This is a genomic window from Sorangium sp. So ce131, from assembly GCF_051519095.1.
Taxonomy (GTDB): domain Bacteria; phylum Myxococcota_A; class Polyangia; order Polyangiales; family Polyangiaceae; genus Sorangium.
In genome coordinates this window covers 9923738-9942651 of sequence record NZ_CP150455.1, presented here as the reverse complement: position 1 = coordinate 9942651, position 18914 = coordinate 9923738, and the positions used below count along the sequence as shown (strand labels likewise).

Annotated in this window: 13 protein-coding genes; 5 read left to right on the top strand and 8 right to left on the bottom strand. The window is 71.7% G+C overall.

Going from position 1 to position 18914, the window contains the following annotated elements:
• Positions 1-112: 112 nt before the first annotated feature.
• Positions 113-2554 (top strand): GH36-type glycosyl hydrolase domain-containing protein, encoded by a 2442-nt coding sequence (locus WMF43_RS36105; RefSeq protein ID WP_437671755.1) that lies wholly within the window; start codon positions 113-115, stop codon positions 2552-2554.
• 73 nt (positions 2555-2627) lie between these two features.
• Here the strand turns inward: WMF43_RS36105 and WMF43_RS36100 are convergent, their stop codons facing one another.
• The 5 genes from WMF43_RS36100 to WMF43_RS36080 all read right to left on the bottom strand — a co-directional run bounded on the left by WMF43_RS36100 (position 2628) and on the right by WMF43_RS36080 (position 8776).
• Complete coding sequence (locus tag WMF43_RS36100; protein WP_437671753.1) at positions 2628-3947, bottom strand: amidohydrolase family protein; 1320 nt, start codon at positions 3945-3947, stop codon at positions 2628-2630.
• 494 nt (positions 3948-4441) lie between these two features.
• The gene (locus WMF43_RS36095; protein ID WP_437671751.1) at positions 4442-5320 is read right to left on the bottom strand and encodes a transglutaminase family protein; all 879 of its coding nucleotides are present in this window, start codon (positions 5318-5320) and stop codon (positions 4442-4444) included.
• 179 nt (positions 5321-5499) lie between these two features.
• Positions 5500-7389 (bottom strand): Hsp70 family protein, encoded by a 1890-nt coding sequence (locus tag WMF43_RS36090; protein WP_437671749.1) that lies wholly within the window; start codon positions 7387-7389, stop codon positions 5500-5502.
• Positions 7386-8021 carry a DUF2760 domain-containing protein gene (locus WMF43_RS36085; RefSeq protein ID WP_437671747.1) on the bottom strand — a complete coding sequence of 212 codons (636 nt, stop codon included), beginning with the start codon at positions 8019-8021 and terminating at the stop codon, positions 7386-7388. Before WMF43_RS36085 ends, WMF43_RS36090 begins: the two co-directional genes overlap by 4 nt.
• Positions 8022-8122: 101 nt before the next feature.
• Entirely contained in the window at positions 8123-8776 is a 654-nt protein-coding gene (locus WMF43_RS36080) for a hypothetical protein (protein WP_437671745.1), read from the bottom strand.
• A gap of 371 nt (positions 8777-9147) precedes the next feature.
• Here WMF43_RS36080 and WMF43_RS36075 point away from each other — a divergent pair, with 371 nt between their 5' ends.
• The 3 genes from WMF43_RS36075 to WMF43_RS36065 all read left to right on the top strand — a co-directional run bounded on the left by WMF43_RS36075 (position 9148) and on the right by WMF43_RS36065 (position 13243).
• Positions 9148-9354 carry a twin-arginine translocase TatA/TatE family subunit gene (locus WMF43_RS36075; protein ID WP_437671743.1) on the top strand — a complete coding sequence of 69 codons (207 nt, stop codon included), beginning with the start codon at positions 9148-9150 and terminating at the stop codon, positions 9352-9354.
• 96 nt (positions 9355-9450) lie between these two features.
• Entirely contained in the window at positions 9451-12609 is a 3159-nt protein-coding gene (locus WMF43_RS36070; protein WP_437671741.1) for an MXAN_5808 family serine peptidase, read from the top strand.
• Positions 12610-12694: 85 nt separating this feature from the next.
• Positions 12695-13243, top strand: coding sequence for a TerB family tellurite resistance protein (locus tag WMF43_RS36065; protein ID WP_437671739.1), 549 nt, complete (start codon positions 12695-12697; stop codon positions 13241-13243).
• A 157-nt stretch (positions 13244-13400) separates the two neighbouring features.
• On the opposite strand, the gene WMF43_RS36060 is transcribed toward WMF43_RS36065, so the two are convergent.
• The gene (locus WMF43_RS36060) at positions 13401-13721 is read right to left on the bottom strand and encodes a hypothetical protein (protein WP_437671737.1); all 321 of its coding nucleotides are present in this window, start codon (positions 13719-13721) and stop codon (positions 13401-13403) included.
• Positions 13722-13790: 69 nt separating this feature from the next.
• On the opposite strand from WMF43_RS36060, the gene WMF43_RS36055 reads away from it, so the two are divergent.
• Positions 13791-14774, top strand: coding sequence for a uroporphyrinogen-III synthase (locus WMF43_RS36055; RefSeq protein WP_437671735.1), 984 nt, complete (start codon positions 13791-13793; stop codon positions 14772-14774).
• On the opposite strand, the gene WMF43_RS36050 is transcribed toward WMF43_RS36055, so the two are convergent.
• Both WMF43_RS36050 and WMF43_RS36045 read right to left on the bottom strand, forming a co-directional pair.
• Positions 14762-15556, bottom strand: coding sequence for a hypothetical protein (locus tag WMF43_RS36050; RefSeq protein ID WP_437671733.1), 795 nt, complete (start codon positions 15554-15556; stop codon positions 14762-14764). The two genes, WMF43_RS36055 and WMF43_RS36050, sit on opposite strands and share 13 nt — an antisense overlap.
• A gap of 175 nt (positions 15557-15731) precedes the next feature.
• On the bottom strand, positions 15732-18446 hold the full coding sequence (locus WMF43_RS36045) for a tetratricopeptide repeat protein (RefSeq protein WP_437671731.1): 2715 nt from the start codon (positions 18444-18446) through the stop codon (positions 15732-15734).
• Between the last annotated feature and the right edge of the window lie 468 nt (positions 18447-18914).

Sequence of the window (18914 nt, the reverse complement as noted above, 5' to 3'; positions counted from 1 at the left end):
GGGCAGATCTGCCTCCGGGTTTTTTTCTGTCCGTCTTCTGTCCGCCGCGGCGAGGGGCTCTCCCCTCTCGACCCGGCTAGAGTTCCACCGATCCCACGGAGACCGCGCGTCCATGAGCAACCCGTACGGCCACTTCGACGACGAGAGCCGCGAGTACGTCATCACCCGTCCCGACACGCCGCTGCCCTGGCTCAACTACCTCGGCTCCGACGAGATGTTCGGCCTCTGCACCAACACGGCGGGCGGCTACACGTTCTGGAAGGACGCCAAGCTGCGCCGGCTCACCCGCTATCGCTACAACAACGTCCCGATGGATATCGGCGGGCGCTACCTCTACGTGAACGACGGCGGCGTGGTGTGGAACCCCATGTGGAAGCCGGTCAAGACGGCCCTCGATCGCTACGAGTGCCGCCACGGCCTCGGCTACACGAGGATCACGGGCGAGAAGAACGGCATCGAGGTGGAGGTGCTCTTCTTCATCGTACCCGGCGAGAACGTGGAGATCTGGCGCACCCGTGTCACGAACAAGGGCGCTTCGAAGAAGGACATCCAGCTCTTCTCCTTCCAGGAGTTCTGCTTCTTCGAGGCGCTCAACGACATGACGAACTACCAGCGCACCTACTCCATCGGCGAGGTGGAGATCGACGGCAGCGCCATCTACCACAAGACCGAGTTCCGCGAGCGCCGCTCCCATTACACGCTCTTCGCCTGCACGAGGGCCGTCGACGGGTTCGACACGAGCCGCGACGCCTTCTGCGGCAGCGTGCACCACGGCCTGCACGAGGCGCAGGTCCCCGCGCGGGGCAAGGCGACGAACTCGAAGGCCTTCGGCTGGAACCCCATCGGCAGCCACCAGGTGAGCCTCTCCCTCGAGCCCGGCGAAAGCGAGACCCTGAGCTTCGTGCTCTCGTACGTCGACCAGCAGGACCTGCCCAAGTTCAAGGCGCCCTTCGTCGTGAACAAGCAGAAGGGCAAGGAGATCCTCGCCAAGTACTCGGCGCCCGGCGTCGTGGACGGCGCGTTCGCGCAGCTGAAGTCGGACTGGGCCGCGATCCTCTCGAACTTCCAGGCCGACTGCCCGGACGAGCACGCGACCCGCATGCTCAACACCTGGAATCAGTACCAGTGCATGGCCACGTTCAACCTCTCGCGGTCGGCCAGCATGTACGAGACCGGCATCGGCCGCGGCATGGGCTTCCGCGACTCGAACCAGGACCTCCTCGGCTTCGTGCACCTCATCCCCGAGCGCGCCCGCCAGCGCATCCTCGACATCGCCGCGACGCAGCTCAGCGACGGCACCTGCTACCACCAGTACCAGCCGCTCACGAAGAAGGGGAACGCCGACATCGGCGGCGACTTCTACGACGATCACCTGTGGCTCATCCTCTCCACGTGCGCCTACATCAAGGAGACCGGCGACAAGGCCATCCTCAAGGCGGCGGTGGGCTACGCGGACAAGCCGGGCTCCAAGGAAGATCTCCTGCACCACCTGGAGACGTCCATCGCGTACACGATGAAGAAGCGCGGCCCGCACGGCCTGCCGCTCATCGGCCACGCCGACTGGAACGATTGCCTGAACCTGAACTGTTTCAGCACCGAGCCGAACGAGAGCTTCCAGACCGCGGGCGACGTGAAGGACTCGAAGGCCGAGTCGGTGATGATCGCCGGCCTCTTCCTCTACGCGAGCCGCGAGATGTCCGCCCTCTACGACTGGATGGGTCAGAAGGCCGACGCGGATCGCATGCGCGCGCACTACGCGGAGATGCTCGCCGTGGTCGAGAAGGAGGCCTGGGACGGCGAGTGGTACCGCCGCGCCTATGACGCCGAGAGCCGGCCTGTCGGCAGCAAGGAGAACGAGGAGGGCAAGATCTTCATCGAGAGCCAGGGCTGGTGCGTGCTGGGCGGCGCCGGCGCGGACAATGGCCGCGCCAAGCAGGCCATGGAGAGCGTGCACAAGCACCTCTACACGAAGAACGGCATCGTGCTGCAGCAGCCCGCCTACTCGACGTACCACCTCGAGCTCGGCGAGGTCACCTCGTATCCGCCCGGCGTGAAGGAGAACGCCGGCATCTTCTGCCACAACAACACCTGGATCCACCTGGGCTGGTGTCTGCTCGGCGAAGGGGAGCGCGCGCTCGAGTACTACCTCTCGATCTGCCCCTCGGCGAAGGAGAGCCAGATCGAGACCTACCGGGCCGAGCCCTACGTCTACGCGCAGATGATCGCGGGCAAGGACGCCCCGGTCTTCGGCGAGGCCAAGAACGCCTGGCTCACCGGCACCGCGGCCTGGACCTTCGTGTCCGTCAGCCAGGGCATCCTCGGCGTGCAGCCCCAGTACGACGGCCTGAAGCTGGATCCCTGCGTTCCCAAGGGCTGGAAGAGCTTCTCGATCAGCCGCCGCTTCCGCGGCGCCACCTACGAGATCAGCGTCAAGAACTCGGGTGTGTGCAAGGGCGTGAAGAAGCTCACCGTCGATGGCAAGGCCGTCGCGGGCAACGTGATCCCGCTCGCCCCGGCCGGCAAGACGGTCAAGGTCGAGGTCGAGATGGGCTGAACGGCCCGCGCCGAGCGCGCCGCGCAGCGCGAACCGCTGCGCGGCCGCTCGCCCTTCAGCCGCCCTTCTGGCTTCAATCGCCCTTCTGGCGGTCGACCCACCTCCCGTTCAGCATGACCCGCTTCACGCGCCGCATCGCGCCGATGTCGGCGAGCGGGTCGCCTTCGACCAGCACGAGGTCGGCGATCTTGCCCGGCTCGACGCTGCCGAGCCGGTCGTCGACGTGGAAGAACCTGGCGTTCTCCAGCGTCCCCGCGACGAGGGTCTCCATGGGCGAGAGGCCGCTCTCGACGAGCAGCTCCATCTCGCGCTGGTAGGCCCACCCCCGCTCGGCGCCCGGCACCGCCCCGTGGGAGCCGACGACCACCCGCACGCCGGCGCGGCGCGCCTTGCCGACGAGCTTCATCATGGCCTCGAAGCCGCGGACCTGGACCTCGGTCGCGCCCGCGTTGCCGGCGCGGCGCTCGAAGACGGCGAGCGTCGGGGTGACGAAGGTGCCGCGCGCGGCGAGCATCCCGAGCAGCTGGGCTGTCCGGGGCGCTTCGAGCGAGATGCCGCTGAAGATCTGGTATCGGCCCTCGAACCGCGCCGCGTTGTCGGCGATCACCGACTGACGGTAACGCTCGGCCTCGCGCGGCGGCACGAGCGCCGTGCCCAGCGAGGTGATGTGCTCGATGCCGTCGAGCCCGGCGCGCACCGCCGCCGCCGCGTCGACCGTCTCCAGGTGCGCGGTGGCGATCACCCCGCGCGCGTGGGCGGCCTGGGCGATCACCTCGATCATCCCGAGCGGCAGGCGGAAGTAGACCTTGATCGCCGACGCCCCGCGCTCGACCAGCCGATCGACCGCCCAGCGCGCCTCGGCCGCGTCGCGCACGAGCAGGGCGCTCTCCGGGTAGGCCGGCTCCGGCCAGTCGAGCAGCGGCCCCGCCAGGAAGAGCCGCGGCGTCGGGCCGAGCTTGCGCGCGGCGTCGTACGCCTCGATCCACTGCCCCGGCTCGCGCAGCGAGGTCACGCCGCGCCGGAGCGCGAGGCCGGGCAGCCCGTCGTCCCCGTCGAGGTGGAAGTGGGCGTCGATGAGGCCGGGCAGCACCGAGAGCCCCGCGCCGCCGACGACCTCCGCGCCGGCCGGGACGGCCGTGGATCCCCGCGCGCCCGCGGCGACGATGCGGTCGCCGCGGACCACGACGACGGCGTCCCGCACGGGCGGCCCTCCCCGCCCGTCGATCAGGGTCGCGCCGACGATCGCCACGGAGCGCGCGGCGTCCGGCGGCGCGATCGGGTTGATCTCGTGCGCGGGCGGGAGCTTCGGCGGCCCATCCGGCGACGGCCATTGCACGGGCGTGCTCGCGCAGGCGCACAGGCCCGCGAGCGTCCCCAACAGACACACGCGCATCCGCCAACCCATCGTGTCCTCCCCCCGCTGAACGAGACGCGCGATACGGCGCCTCACGCGCGCGTGGTCCGCGGCGCGAGGCGCCGTGTCCGGGCGTGGCGCCGACCCTGGCCGCTGCGGTCGCGGGCGGCTGCGCGCCGTTGATCATAGCAGCGAACGGCCGCCTGGCTGCGCTCGAGGGCGTTTTTCAACTTCCACGTTCAAGTCACGAGGGCGCTCTCTGCGATGCTTCCCCGCGATTTCTAGATCGAATCCGGAGTGTGGCCCCGGAACAGCAGAAAGAACGCCAAGGACGCCAAGAACGCCAAGGACGCCAAGAAGAGAGGGGAAGGGACCGGCGTGTCCTCCCCCGAATTCTTTGTTTTCTTGGCGTCCTTGGCGCCTTGGCGTCCTTCACGCCCTGGCGATTCTCATCCGCGCCCGGCTTACCGCAGTAGAGGTGTTCCCGTGCCCCGGATCGATGCATGTTGCGCTGGCAGGCCGCGCAGGGCAGGTCACTCCACCTCGGCCACCGCCACATCGACGGTCATCGTCTCGGCGGCGGACGTGAAGAGCGTCCCGGCGGTGGGGGTCGCGTCGAGGTAGTTGCGGCCATACCCCACCCGCACGTGGTCGAGGCCGGTGAGCACGCCGTTCGTCGGATCGAACCCCTTCCAGCCGATGTTGGGAATATAGAGCTGCACCCACGCGTGCATCGCGTCGGAGCTCGCGCGGCTCGCGCCGACGTTCCCCGTGTAGATGTACCCGCACACGTACCTTGCCGGAATGCCGAGCAGCCTCGCCAGGCAGATGAACAGGTTGGCGAAGTCCTGACAGACCCCCCGCCTGTTCACGAGGACGTCATACGGGGTGGTCGACAGATCGGTCGAGCCCGGCGCGTACTGGTACTCCCGGAAGAGCGTCAGGTTGATCTCGAAGAGCGTCTCCATCAGATCCCCGTCGTTCTTCGCGACGAACGACATGGCGTAATCGAAGAGCTCCTGCAGCTGGGTGTCGGGGAGCTCCACGGGGCGCTGGTACGGCGCGATCATCAGCTGCTCCCAGGGCATCCAGACGAGCGGGAACGCCGGCCGGATCTTCTTCTTCGCGAACGCGAACGGGTCGCTGTCGTGGAGCTCCACGATCGAGTCGGCCGAGATCGTGAGCTCGGTATAAGGGCTCGTGATCTCGAAGCGCGTGACCCAGTTGCCGAAGACGTCCTCGCACTCCACCGTGGCGACGTCCGGGGTGATCGAGAGCGTGTGCGAGAGCACGCGCTGATCCCAGTCGTACATCGGGCAGAGGTGCAGCTTGTGCACGCTCCGCTCCACCGGGCGATCGTAGGTGTACTTCGTCGTGTGGGTGACGCGAAGCTTGCGAGTCGTCTGTGCCATGTCGTGTCCCCGGCGGGAGCTCCCCGCGCGTCCTCTACCCAGCGCGCGGTGGTCTCTACCTATCCGCTAGCTGCCTACCCGCGCGCGAGCCGAGCGGACAGGGAACGCAGCCGTCGAGGGCGTGTGTAAAATTACACGATTCACGTTTCAGGCCGCGCCCGAGCCCGGCGCGCCTCGCCTCACGCCTCGGCGCGCACCGACAGCTCGATCCGCCAGCGCTCGTTCGGCTTCTGCGGCTCGCGCGGGATCGCCTCCAGCAGCAGCGTCCCCACCTCCGTGACCGACGCGCGCAGCTGCACCGGCACCATGTCGCCCTCGCGGCGGCCCTCCGTGGGCAAGGTGACCTCGATCGGCGAGAGCTCCTCGAGCTCGCCGGCCTTCCAGTGCTCGAGCTCCGTCCCCGCCTGGTCCTCCCGGCGGACCGACGAGCTGAAGAACCGGAAGCGCACGGGCTCGCCGACCACCACGACGAACTCCTGGGGCGGCAGCGTCGCCTCGGTGCCCTCCTCCATGCCGAAGGGGGCGAGGCACAGCGCCGTGATCGGCGGCTCCAGGCCGGGCACCGCGGGCACGGCGCCCTCGATGCCCACGTAGTACGCCCGCGCCGTCCCGCCGCGGATCCGGAGCCCCCGCCCGCGGCGCGCCAGGCCGTAGGCGGCGGCGCCGCGCGCGACCGCGAGGTCGAGATCGTCGCTCGGGAGCACCCGCGGCCGCGGCGCGCCGTCCTCCTCGAGCCAGGCGCCGAGCGTCGCGACCAGCCGCTCGCGGAGGGCCGCGCTCTTCATGACGCCCCCGTTGAAGAGCACCGCCGTCGGGTGCAGCAGGAGCGGCGCGCGGCCGGACCCGTCGCCGTCCGCCCCCCTCGGGGCGAAGCCCTCCAGCCTGGACGTCGCCCCGGCCTGCCGGCCGAGGAACGCGGCGAGGTGGCGGGTGATCGCCGGATCCTGCGCGTACGGCAGGCCGAGCTGCGTCAGGCCGGCGCGCGCGCGCGTCGCCGGGCGCGCGGAGGACGCCACCTCGGGGAAGAACCCGTCCACGAGCGTCCGCGTGATCTCGTCGCGCGTGAGCTCCGTCCGGATCGACGCGCCGAGCAGCTTCGAGCCGCGCCCGGCGATCACGATCGGCGCCGCCTCCATCGACGGATCGCCGAGCAGCCGCTCCTTCGCGACGCGCGCCGCGTGGGTGAGCGACGTCATCTGCCAGCGGTCGAGCTCCTTGCCCTCGGCCGCGAGCTTCGCCTTCACCACGTGCGCGAGCGCGAGGTCCATGTTGTCGCCGCCGAGCAGGATGTGATCGCCCACCGCCACCCGGACGAGCTCGAGCGATCCGTCGTCCCGCGGGACCGCGGCGATCGCGGAGAAGTCGGTCGTCCCGCCGCCGACGTCGACCACGAGCAGCACGTCGCCCGGCTGGAGGTGCTTGCGCCACGCCTCGCCGGCCGCGTCGATCCAGGCGTACACGGCCGCCTGCGGCTCCTCGAGCAGCGTGAGGTCCTCGAAGCCCGCGGCGCTCGCCGCCTCGACCGTGAGATCGCGCGCGGCGGCGTCGAACGACGCCGGCACGGTGATCACGATCTCCTGCTTCGCGAGGGCGAGCTCCGGATCGTCCTTGGCGAACAGGTGGTCCCACGCCTCGGTGAGGTGCTCCAGGTACCGCCACGACGCCTCGACCGGCGAGATCTTCTCGACGTCCTCGGGCGCGCCGATCGGCAGCGTCGGCCCGCGCCGGTCGATGCCCGGGTGGCAGAGCCAGCTCTTCGCGCTCGAGATGAGGCGCGCCGGCGCGTCGACCCCGCGCGCGCGGGCGTGCTCGCCGACCACGAACCGCCGCTCCGCGTCCCAGGGCAGCGCCTGGAAGCCCTCGCTCTCGTGCGGGATGTACAGGAAGGAGGGCAGCAGCGGCCGCGCCTCGAGCGCGCCCTGCGCCACGAGCTGCGGGACGGCCAGCACCTCGGGCGACGGCGCGCGCTGCGGGCCGCCCCCACCTTCACCGTCCTCGGGCGCGCGCGCGTAGGCGAGCGCGCAGTGGGTGGTGCCGAGATCGATCCCGATGATGAAACGCGCGCTCATAACTCGACCTCCGCGGGGGCGATGACGCTCGCGTCGTGGCCGGCGATCGGCGTCGGCAGCGACAGATCGACCGCGCGCCAGCCGCGGTGCCGCAGCACCCCGCGGTACGGCGCGCTCCCGGACACGTTGCCGATGAGCTTGACCTCGGCCGGGTCGTAGCCGGCCTCCAGCGTCACCCGGGCCCCCTCGTCCTCGCCCCGCACGGGCGCGAGCTTCGCGTGCCCGCGCAGCGCCTTGCGGCAGCCCTCATGGACCATCCGCGCGGCCACGCCGACGTCCGCGTCGCCGAACGAGGCGATGTCCTGCTCGAGGAAGTCGACGAGCCGCCCCTCGCGCTGGAGCAGCGCGAGCAGCTGGAGCGCCGAGCTCACGGCGGGCGCGGCGGGCGCGGGCTCCTTCGGGGCGGCCTTCGCGGCCTCCGCGGCCGCGGGTCGGGGCGGCGCGGCGCCGTCCCGCGCCGGCTCGAGCCGCGCGGGCTCGGGCGGCCCGGCCGGCGGCAGCGCGGCGACGGCCTCGCGCGCCTGCCAGGCCCGCGCGGCGAACCCGGGATCGAACAGCACGCGGAAGAAGCATGCGAACGCGAACCAGAGGCGCGTGGACCAGGGGAGCGGGGTGTCGTGGAGGTCGGCCACGGCGAGAGCCTAACGCCGAGCGCCGCGATCGGCACAGAGACCCGCGCGCGGGGCAAGGGAGCGCCGCCCCGCCGCCGCCGCGCGGGCCGCTGCTGGGCCGGTCAGAAGGACGCCCGGAAGACGGGGACGCGGACCTCGTACCCCTGCGCCACGCCGAACTTGAACATCTCGTCCTGCGAGTACAACGTCTCGACCGAGAGCGCCGGCACGCCGACCGCGACCTGGCTCGGCGCGAGGTCGACGAGCCCGACCCGCGGCGCCTCCGTGCGGATCCCCCGGAGGATCGACGCCGCGTCCGTCGTGAGCTGCACGTTGACCCCCGGCTGGGGCGGCTCCGCGGCGGGCTCGTTGCGAATGGGCTCGCTCTGATCCGTCTCCGGCGGCTTGTACGCGGTGGCGTTCAGCGTGACGACGAGGGTCGGGATGACGAGCGCCATGCCGCCGGCGAGCATGTACAGCGGCACCTCGGGGGCCGGCTCCGCGGCCTCGATGAAGTAGCCGGCCACGCCGCCGCCCACCGCGCCGACCCCGCCGAAGACGAGGTACGGCCAGGCGCGCTCGACCCCGATGGCGCCCATGGTCAGCATCACGACCTCGCCGCCGAGCAGCGCGCCGCCGACGATCCCCTTGCCGGTGACGCTCACGCGGTCGCCGGCCTCGCCCGTCTCCTGGGCGCTCGCGTTCCCGGGCGCGCCGGCGAGCACCGCCGCCGCGACCGCCGCTCCTGCCAGACAATGCGCTGCCTTTCGATTCATGCGGATGAACGGCATCGTGTTTTCCCCGTGTCGATCGTCGCAAAGGCCACGAAGGCTAGAGGTGCGTCCCGCCGCCGGCCGCACGTCGCGCGGCCGGCGTCCGGGCCGGCCGGCGGGCGGCCCCGGCTGGGGCTGCCGCGCCGGTCTGGTTTCTGGATCGCCGGAGGAGCGAGAGGGTGCGCAGGCACCCCCTCCCCACTCCGGCGAGGACGGCGCCGCGAGCCTAGCACGGGTCCCAGGCGGCCGAACCGCTGCATTGCCCGTGCGGGGGATGGGTGGTAAGGGTCGGGGAGCGTCGGACCTCGGGTCCGCCGCTGTCTGCCGTCCGCCGTCCGCCGCGAGAGCGCGGCAGCCTTCAAGGGAAACTCGCTATGGGCCGTCTCGGACCGCTCGAAATTGCTCTTCTCATCGGCCTCGCGCTGCTCCTCTTCGGGGCGGGGAGGATCGCCGACATCGGTAAGGGGATCGGCGAGGGCATCCGGAACTTCAAGAAGGGCATCCGCGACGACGAGGAGGAGGCCAAGCAGCTCCCCTCGAAGACCGACGCGAAGGAAGAGGACACGCACAAGCCCGCGTAGCGGCCGTGCGGCGCCGCGTCGCCGGCGGCTGATGTTCGACCGCGGCTCCTGACGCCGGTCGACGCTCGCCGGGGCATGTCTATACTCGATCGCCGTATGCCTCACCGATTTTCGGGGCGCCTCGGCAAGGTGCTCGTGCTGCTCGTCACGTTCTCGATCGCAGCGCTCTTCGTCTTCCAGTTCAGCTTCCAGTTCGGTCCCGGCGGGCTCTGGCGCGGGTTCGAGCCGGCGCTCGCGGTCACCGGTCAGGTGGCCAAGGCGCCCTACGACCTGACGCGCCTCGAGGCCGTCAACGAGACGCTCAAGATGATCCGGGACAAGTACGTCGACCCGGATCGCGTCAAGCCGAAGGAGATGCTGCTGTCGGCGCTGAACGCGGTGCAGCGCGACGTCGCGCAGGTGATCGTCCTCAACGAGGATCCGAACGAGGTCACCGTCCGCGTCGAGACCAGCGAGAAGAAGTTCCGGATCGACAACATCCAGGGCCCCTGGGACGTCTCCGCGCGCCTCCGCGAGATCTTCGGCTTCCTGCAGAAGAACCTCAAGGGCACCGAGGTCGACCTCCGCGACGTCGAGTACGCCGCGTGCAACGGCATGCTGCACACGCTCGACCCGCACTCGGCCTTCCTGAGCCCGGAGGCCTACAAGGAGATGAACCTCTCCACGTCGGGCGCGTTCGGGGGCATCGGCATCGTCATCTCGATCCGCGACGAGCTGCACACGATCCTGAACTCGATGCCCGACACGCCCGCGGGCAGGGCGGGCCTCAAGCGGCTCGATCGGATCGTGAAGATCAACAACGAGTCGACGCTCAACATGCCGCTCGACGACGCCGTGCGGCGGCTCCGCGGCGACCCTGGCACCCCGGTCACCGTGTGGGTGACCCGCGAGGGCGAGGGCGGGTGGCAGGGCCCGAAGGCGTTCGAGCTCACCCGCGAGGTGATCAAGGTGAGGTCGGTCGAGTCGCGCGCCCTGGAGGGCGGCGTCGGCTACGTCCGCCTGAAGACGTTCCAGGCGACCTCGGCCGCGGAGCTCGACGCCGCGCTCGACGGGCTGCGCGCCAAGGGGCCGCTGAAGGGCCTCGTGCTCGATCTGCGGGGCAACCCGGGCGGCCTGCTCGAGCAGGCCGCGCGCATCACCGACAAGTTCCTCGCCGACGGCGTCATCGTCTCGACGGTCGGCGCCTCCGACGGGCGCGAGGAGAAGCGCGCCAAGGGCCCCGGCACGGAGCCGCTGTACCCGATGGTGGTGCTCGTCAGCGGCAACAGCGCGAGCGCCAGCGAGATCGTCGCCGGCGCGCTCAAGAACAACGACCGCGCGGTCATCGTCGGCTCGCAGACGTTCGGCAAGGGGAGCGTGCAGCTCGTCTTCCCCGACGTCACGGCGGAGAAGGCGGCGCTCAAGCTGACGATCGCGCAGTACCTGACGCCGGGCGACATCTCGATCCAGGGCGTCGGCGTCACGCCGGACATCGAGCTCGACCCGATGACGGTCGACGAGCTCGAGATGGATCTCACCGTGCAGAAGGACGGCCTCCGGGAGCGCGACCTCTCGGCGCACCTCTCGAACGCGCGGGTGGCGGCGGCGGGCAAGCCGTCCGAGGTCGTCCGCTACCAGCTCACGAGCGCCGACCGCGAGGAGATGCGCGACCGCGGCGGCGACATCGACGACGACTTCGCCCTCGACTTCCCGATCCGCTTCGCGCGCGAGCTCGCCGCGCGGATGCCGGCGAACACCCCGCGGCTCCAGCAGCTCCGGGCGGTGCACGAGCACATCGAGCAGGTCGGCAAGGAGGAGCTGGCGAAGGTCGGGGCCGAGCTCGCGCGCCTCGGCGTCGACTGGTCCGACGCGCCCGAGGGCGTGACGCCCGGGCCCAAGTCCGAGCTCGACGTCAAGGTCGAGACCGATCGCCCGAACGCCGAGGTGGTCGCCGGCCAGCCGATGGAGCTCCGGGTCACGGTCAAGAACAACGGCAAGCAGCCGGTCTACCGGCTCCGCGGGACGACGGAGAGCGACAACCTGTACTTCGACAGCAAGGAGCTCATCTTCGGCAAGATCGGCCCGGGCCAGACGAAGACCGCGAAGGCGCCGCTCGGCTGGTGCGAGATCGAGGGGCGGAAGATCGGCACGACGAAGCCGAGGAAGGGGAACGAGAAGCGCTCCTGCAAGATCCCGATGGGCGCGCTCGCGCGGAGCGACGGCCTGAAGGTGAAGTTCGAGGTCTCCGGCGCGCCGGAGCCGCCCCCGGTCGAGATCCGGCCCACGGTGCGCGCGCTCGAGCGGCCGCTCTTCCAGTACGCGTACCAGATCGTCGACGATCGTGAGGGCAACGGCGACGGGCTCATCCAGAAGGGCGAGCGGGTCAGCATGTACCTGACCGTCAAGAACGTCGGCAAGGGCCAGTCGTACGAGACGCAGGCGAACATCGCGAACCTCTCGGGCGACGGGCTGCTGCTGCACGCCGGGCGCTTCGACGTCTCGAACATCAAGCCGGGCGACGTGCGCAAGGTGGTCTTCAGCTTCGACGTGGAGCCCCAGCTGTCGGAGCCCGAGGCGACGCTCACGCTGTCGGTCGGCGATCGCGACCTGCGCGAGTTCGCGAGCGAGAAGGTGAAGATCCCGATCGCCCCGCGCGTCGCGATCAAGGCCGGCGGCTCCGCCGTCAAGGCCGGGACCGGCGGGGCGACGCTGCTCCCCTCGCCGGAGGCGAGCGCGCGCGGCTTCGGCCGGCTCCCGCCGGGCGCGGCGGTGAACGTGCTCGGCGAGGCGCCCGGCGGGTTCCTCAAGGTCGATCTCGGCGGAGGCCGCTTCGCCTTCGTCGCGCCGCGCGAGGTGACCCCGGCCGGCGCGCCGGCCCCCGCGGCGGTCGCGTTCGAGGACCTCTACTCGCACGCGCCCCCGACGCTCGACATCGCCGCGGCGGCGCTGGCGACGACCACCGACACCGTGAAGATCACGGGGACGGCGGCCGACAGCGAGCGGCTGCTCGACACCTTCATCTTCGTCGGATCGCGGAAGCTCTACTACAAGTCGAACCGCGACGGCGCGGACCCGAAGAAGGCGGAGTTCTCGTTCGAGGCGCCGCTCCGGCCCGGGGTCAACGTGATCACCGTGGTCGCGCGCGAGACCCCGGACACGACCACGCGGCGCACGCTCGTGGTGCGCAAGGACGGGCCCGACGGCTCCATCCTGAAGACCCCGAAGTCCGACAATCCCATCGACGACTGGATTGCGGAGCGCGGGGGCGAGGACTAGGGCGCCGGGGATGGGCGACAGGCATCGCAACGAACGATCCTCCGCCGGGCTGCCCGGCCCGGCGAGGATCTGGTAGCTTCGGCGCGTGGGACTCCTCGCCTGGCTGGGTTTGAAGCAGGGGGGCTCGTTCCCGAACCTCGACGCCCTCCTGAAGGAGCTCCGCACGGCGCTCCCGGACGACGAGGCGGTGGTCCTCCGTTACATCGCGACCGTCATCGTGCTGCTCGGCAAGGTCGCCTGCGTCGACGGCCGCTTCTCGAGCAAGGAGGACGAGCTGCTCCGCGAGCTCCTGACGCACGTCGACGGGCTCGCGCCGAGCGGCGTCGACGCGGTGTTCAACGCCCTCCAGGGCAAGCTGCCCGCGCTCCAGGAGGGAGAGGTCGACCGCTGCTACCGCGAGCTCAAGGCGCTCTGCAACGCCAGCGAGCGGGTGGAGGTCGTGCGCCTGCTGATCCGGCTCGCGGCGGCCGACGGCGCGCCCACGCCGGCCGAGCGGGCCGAGATCCAGAGCATCGCGGAGGAGCTCGGCGTCTCCCTCGCCGACATCGAGCCGGACCTCTCCATGCCCGGCCCGTCCAGCTCCCCGGCGCCGCCGGACGAGCAGCGCGAGCCGCGCGGCGGCGCCCAGGGATAACCGCCGCGCGCCCGGCGCTCGGACGCGACCCGGCGTGAACCCTGGTCGCGGCGCTCAGGCGCCGCCGGCGTGGCTCCTGGTCGCGGCGCTACGCGCTGCCGGCGTGGCTCCTGGTCGCGGCGCTCCGCGCCGGCGCGCCGGCGCGCGCCGCGTGAGATCAGTCGCGCGCGTCTCGCTGCTCGGCGGCGCCGGTGTCGGGGCTCGACGTGCGGCTCGAGGCGCTGAGCGCGCGGCGCTGCTTCAGCGCGGTGACGGCCACGAACAGGACGAAGAGCACCGCCCCGAGCACCGCCACGAGCACGCCGAAATTGAAGAGGTAGTGCGCGCCTTGCGCGCCCCCCACCCCCATCAGAAAGATGCCGAGCAGCGCGATGCCCGCGCCGATGACGGGGTCGGGGCCGACGTCGTTCTCCGAGGTCGCATGCGAGAGCCCGCCCCCTTGGGCCCCGCCAGCCTCGTCGCTCATCGGATGGCTCACGGATGGAGCTTAGCAAACTGGTCAACGGCCCGAAACCCGCCAGAACCCCACTTGGGTTATGCTCCGCGGGTGAGCACGCCCACGCACCCCCTGCCTCCTCATCCTTCTTCTCCCACCTCGCCCGACTTCGCGGGGCGCCGCGTCATCAGCTTCGAGAGCCGGCGTGCCGCCGAGATGGCCTCGCTGATCCAGCGGCACGGCGGGGTGCCCGTCACGGCGCCGACGCTCCGCGAGGTGCCGATCGAGCGGAACGAGCGCGCGCTCGACTTCGCGCGGCGCCTCGCGGCCGCCGAGTTCGACCTGGTGATCCTGATGACCGGCGTCGGCACCAGGGCCCTCGTGGCCGAGGCCGCGCCCGCGCTCGAGCCGAGCCGGGCTGACGCGGGGGAGGGCGGCGGCGCGCCCGCCGGGGACGACGAGGCGGGCGCCCAGGGCGTGTCCCTGATGGCCGCGGCGTTGTCCTCGGTGCAGCTCGTCGCGCGCGGCCCCAAGCCGGCCTCGGCGCTGCGCGAGCTCGGCCTGACCCGCTTCATCACCGTCCCCGAGCCGAACACCTGGCGAGAGATCCTCGACGTCGTCGCCGGCCTCGGCGACCTGAGCGGCAAGCGCGTCGCCGTCCAGGAGCACGGGGCGCCGAGCCACGAGCTCTACGCCGGGCTCGAGGCGGCCGGCGCCCGCGTCACGCCGGTGCCGGTGTACCGCTGGGCGCTCCCCGAGGACACCTCGCCGCTGCGGCAGGCGCTGCGCGCCCTGGCGGGCGGCGAGGCGGCGATCACGCTGTTCACGAGCCGCGCGCAGGTCGAGCACGCGCTGCTCGTCGCGGCCGAGGAGGGGCTCGTCGATCAGCTCCGCGCCGGGCTCGCGCGCGGCGTCGTGGCGTCGATCGGCCCGGTCTGCACGGAGGCGCTCCGCGCCGAGGGGATCGAGCCGGACTTCGAGCCCGAGCACCCGAAGATGGGCCACCTGGTCAAGGCGGCGGCGGCGCGCTCGGGCGAGATCCTCGCGCGCAAGGGCAACCCCGGCGGCGCGCCGGCGCAGGCTCAGTCCTCGTAATCGGACTGCGCCACCGTCGCCGGCCGCGGCGCCGCGTCGCCGGCCGCCTCGGACGGCCGCTGCTGCGCCGCGGCCGCGTGGCCCCGGTCGATCAGCTCGGCCCGGTAGAGCACGCGCCCGTCCTCGGCGGTGATCTCGCCGCCCACGTCGCCCCAGGCGAAACCGTCGCTGGTGAGCGTGTGCAGGGTCGCCTTCCGCTTGCCGATGCGCACGCGGAAGCTGGTCTTCTCGCAGGTGATGGGGGCGCCGCCGACCTCGACGTTCACCGCCTCGCTGCCGAGCACTTCCTCGTTCTCGTCCGCGGCGAGCGTGGTCTTGGCCATCATCGCGTCGTAGGCCGCGAGGGTCGCCGGCCGCTCGGCCCCGGCGTCGATCCACGCCGCGCTGAGGATCTCGCCGCGGCGGCCGGGCGCGTCGCTCATGCGGACCCGCAGCGCCTCGGTCTCCTTGTCGCCCTCGAGGGTCATGTCGACCACGAGGACGTCCCCCTCGCGCGCGATCACGCGCTGGGTGAGCAGCAGCGGCCTCTTCGTGAAGCTCCCCGAGAAGCGGTAGGCCACGTAATCGCCGGGCCCACGCGCCGCGGTCGTCTCCTTCGCGGCCGGGGCGCGCTCGTCGGTCGAGCCCTCCGCGCGCTGCGCGGCCTCGCGCCGCTCCTCGGCCGCCGCCCTGGCGGAGGCGCCCGTCGGGCGGCCGGCCCGTGCGTTCATGTCGAGCCCGGCACCGCAGCCGAGCGCGAGGACCGAGGTGAGGGCGGCGACGTAGAAGAGCGGTCGGTTCATGCACCCCCGGTACCTGAGGGCGACGGAAAGGGCCCAATTTCTGGCGCTTCGGGGAGGCGACGGACCTCACCTCAGTCCGCCGCGCGCGGAGGCCACGCGGCGTGCGCAGGCCACGCGGCGTGCGGAGGCCACGCGGCGTGCGGCAGCCGCGCGCCGCGCGCGGGATCTCGCGCGCTCAGGGGAGCTTGCCGCTCGGGAGGAGATCGTCGAAGGCGGCGTCGAACTCGTCCGCGAGCATCTCGGCCCCGACCGCGCGCGCGGCCGGCTTCGGGACGTCGATGCGGCGGATCCGCTCCGCGACGCTGCCGCGCGGGTCGCTGTAGCTCGGGCTCATCCGGGCGACGCGCTGGAAGTAGTAGAGCGCCTGGTCGGGGACGCCGCGCATCTCGTACGCGTTCGCGATCTCGTACGTCAGCGCGAGCTCCTGCTCGACCGTCTTGTGCGAGGCGTGCAGCCCGCGGATGAGCGCGTCGATGCCCGCCTCGATGTTGCCCATCTGCAGGTGGGTCACGCCGATCATCGACTGGCACACGCACTCCCGCCCGGGGTCGCGGGCGGCGAGCTCGAACTCGGCGATCGCGTCCCCGTAGAGGCCCATCTCCTTGTAGGCCACGCCGAGGTCGTAGTGCGTCGACGCGTCGGACTCCGAGACCTGCGCCGCGACGCCCGCCTTGAACTGCTCGAAGACGCTCTCGACGCTGATCTGCCGGGGATCGTCCTGGACGCCCGTCACCGAGCCGGGCGCCACCTCGAGCTCGTCGATCAGCTTGAGCGACTCGGCGATGTCGAAGGCGCGGTCCTCGTCCGGCCGCTCGCTGCCGCGCGGGACGACGCGCGTGCCGCTCTCGTTCTCCGTGGTCACGCGCGACTGCGACGCCAGCTCGGCGACCTCGCGCAGCCGCTCCATCAGCAGCGGGTGGTTCGGCAGCCGCGCGAGCTGCTCCTCGAGGATGACCCGCGCCTCGTCGAACATCCCGTGCTGCGCGAAGAACTCGACCTCCTCGAGCGCGTCCTCGTCGAGCGCGTCCGCGCGCCGGCCCGACCCCGGCGGCACGGACCGGCCGGACGGCGGCCGGACCGACGCCGGCCGGGCGGACGCCGGGCTGTAGAGCGTCGCCGGCGGGGGGACGAGCACGGGCGGCGGGGGCATCGACGGCGGCGGCTGGGACGCCGCGACCGCGAGCGGGTGACCAGGCGAGCGGCTCGGGTTGACCGACGCCGTCTCCTCCTCGTCCTCCACCTCGTCCTCGAGCTCGTACGCGGGCAGCGGCGGCTCGTTCGCGAACGGGTCGTCGAGGTGCGTGACGAGCTGCGGCCGCCGCGGGAGCGCCTCGACCACGCCGTCCTCGTCGAGCGTGTACGCGGGCAGCGGCGCGTCGGGGTCGTAGAGCTCCTGGCTCGGCACCTCGGACGCGTACGCCTCGTTCTCGACGGCCGCGATCGAGCCCTCCCGCCCGGCCGGCTCCTCCTCGGCGAGCTCCTCCTCCTGCGGGACGGCGTAGCCGAGCTGGCCCAGCATCTCCGTGGCCTGGGCGTGCTCCGGGTCGAGGAGCAGCACCTCGTCGAGCAGCCTCGCGGCGTCGTCGACGGCGCCTTCGCTCGACAGCTGCTGCGCGAACGCGATCATCTGCTCGATGGCGCCGTCCTGATCGCCCGCCTCGATCAGCACGTCGCAGAGCTTCTCGCGCAGCTCCCGGGCGGCCGGCAGCCGGGCGATGCCGCCCTTGAGGAGGGCGACCGCCTTGTCGTACTCGCGGTCGCGCCGGAAGCTCTCGGCGTGGGCGGCGAGCTGCCGGGGGCTCGCGACCGGGGCCGTCGAGGGCTGCGACGCGCGCAGCGGGAACGGCGCCGCGGACGAGGGCTCGGCGTCCTCGAGCTCGAGCTCCTCCGCGTCGTCCACGTCGTCGGCGTCGTCCTCCTCGAGCTCGACGTCGATGGACGAGCGCGGGTCCGTCGAGGAGGGCGCGAGCTGCGACGCGAGCTGGCGCACGCCCTCGTCGTTCGGGGCGCGCGCGAGCAGCGCGGAGACGAGGGCGGTGAACTGGTCGACCCGGCCCGCCTCCTTCGCGATGCGCGCCGACTCCTTCTGCACCTCGATCGCCTTGGCCGGTTGCCCGAGCAGGTCGAAGGCGCGGGCGAGGAGCGCGAGCGTCTCCAGGTCCCGCGGGTTCTCCTTGAACGCGATCTGCAGCTTGGTGAGCGCCGACATCCCGTCGCTCGCGTCGCCGCGGTCAAGGTAGATCTCGGCGGCCATGCGGGCGAAGCGGGCGTCCGGGCGGTGCTGCAGGAGGCGCTCGACGACCTTCAGCGCGTCGTCGCGCCGCCCCAGCTTGAGCAGGATCTCGGCGGCGGTCCCGAAGCGCTGGATCGCGCCGTCGTAGTCGCGGACCCGGATCAGCGTCTCGGCCAGGCGGAGGTAGGGAAGCGGGTTGTTGGGATCGAGGTCGACGACCCGCTTGAAGATGTCGATCGCGTCGCGGTCGCGGCCGGCGCGGACGAGGCGCGTCGCCACCTCGTCGTAGGCCGCGAGCGCGTCGCTCGTGAGCCCGAGCTGCGTGTAGATCTCGGCGAGGCGCGGGACGATGTGGCCGAAGCGGTCCTCGTACTGCGGGACGTGCTTGTGGATGATCTCGCGGATCTGCTTGTAAACGGCGATCGCTTTGAGCGCGAAGCCCTGAAGGGAGTAGAACTGGCCGACGCGCTCGTAGGTGGTGATCGCCTCGACGTACTCCTCCATCTTCAGGTAGAGGTCGCCGATCTTGAGCAGCGTCCGGACGTCCTTCGGGTCCTCCGCGACCAGCTTCTGGTACTCGGCGATGGCCCTGTCGAAGCGCTTTCGCTCGACCAGCTTCTGCGCGGCCTGGAGTACCTTGTCGCGATCGACCGCCACGGCGATGGGAATCTCCTACGAGGACAGCGGGGCATTGTCAGGGCGCCCGGCCGGCGCCCATCACTTCGATAAAAACACCTAGCGAATCCCGCTACCACGTACAAGCACGCGGCATCGGAAGTTCCGGAAGCTACCGCCAAGGTGCCTGTTTGCAGTGCGGGATCCCGGCGTGCCTCGCGGGAAGCGAGGCGACCGCCTGGAAGGCGGCCTGCGACCCGCCCCGGTCGGACGCTAGACGGGTCCGAGCGAGGCGCGTCGGCGGAGAGCGCGCGCCACGGCGTAGAGCGCGCTGATCCGCCGGGGAATCGCGAAGATCACGGAGAAGATGGCCGGCGCCGCGCGCCGCCATCGACGCGACGCGAAGACGGCTCGAAGCATAGCAGTCGAGCGCCCTTCTTGCACATTTCTGCGCATCTGTCAGCCGACCGGGGCCGCAGCGCCGCCGCCCATCCACCAACGTACCCCCGG